The 1,034-nt window shown below is 47.5% G+C and carries 1 protein-coding gene and 1 pseudogene; both read left to right on the top strand.

Translation table 11 applies throughout. The features are described 5' to 3' along the window. Positions 1-538: ankyrin repeat domain-containing protein (locus FN633_RS16165; protein ID WP_154058974.1), on the top strand; the 538-nt coding region annotated here is incomplete at its 5' end. Positions 539-583: 45 nt separating this feature from the next. Then, positions 584-1,034, top strand: a pseudogene (locus tag FN633_RS16160) (ankyrin repeat domain-containing protein); the annotation flags it as partial.

The following is a 1,034-nucleotide window of genomic DNA, read 5'->3' as shown; positions in this document are numbered from 1 at the left end:
AAACGATAAAAAAACAGCACCCCGGTTAAAAATCATTACTAAACTGGTGAGGGCGGGTGCGGATCCGCTCCAGCCTCGCCCAGCAGGTGGAAGCAGCCCGGCTGAGTTTGTATTGCAGGGTGACAGTGCGGACTGGATAAATGCAATGCTTGACGGTGGTTTATCTCCTGATGCGAAAAGCAAAACGTTCAATAAACCTATTATATTTGACACGCTTGAAGCTAAAAATACCGAGACGCTAAAAGCAATGCTAGATCGAGGCGTTGATATCAATATTCCGGATACGTTAGGAAATACATTGCTGATTGATGCTTTGGATTTTCACTCATACGAGCATGTCTTGTTACTACTAGAACGTGGGGCTAATACGAATAGCCGGGACAGTAATGGCTGGACGATGGGTAATCAGCTGCAACGCTTTGTGAACCGGGCAAAGCCAGGCAGTGATGAATACCAGATCCTGACGAAGATAAAAGAGAAGCTGATTCAAAAAGGCGGTGAGTGGCCACCTTCGCCTCCCGTTCGACCAGCTGAGTAACTATGTTATTCGTTTTACAGATATTGTGATAACAAGGAGTGGTTAATGAAAGCACTATTTTCAGTGTGCCTCGCACTGATGTTTACTTTCATCGTGCAGGGATGCAGGCAGGGAATGGATTTGAATCCGCAGGATTACTTCAGTGGCCAGCAGCTCGTTCTGGCAAAGGCAATCGAGCACGGCGAAGTCGACGAGGTAAAAAAACTCGCGCCGAATACCGATCTTAACAAGCCCGGACAACAGGATATGACGCTGCTGTTCTGGGCCATCAGCAATGCCATAAACGATAAAAAAACAGCACCCCGGTTAAAAATCATTACTAAACTGGTGAGGGCGGGTGCGGATCCGCTCCAGCCTCGCCCAGCAGGTGGAAGCAGCCCGGCTGAGTTTGTCTTAAAAGGAGACAGTGGAGACTGGATCAAGGCAATGCTTGATGGTGGGCTTTCACCTGATGCGAAAGATAAAACGTTTCATGAACCCATTCTTTTCGAAACAA

Origin of the sequence: Pseudescherichia vulneris (assembly GCF_902164725.1) — a bacterium.
Lineage (GTDB): Bacteria > Pseudomonadota > Gammaproteobacteria > Enterobacterales > Enterobacteriaceae > Pseudescherichia > Pseudescherichia vulneris.
The sequence above is the reverse complement of the archived record's forward strand: the minus strand, read 5'-3'. Positions and strand labels throughout refer to the sequence as shown.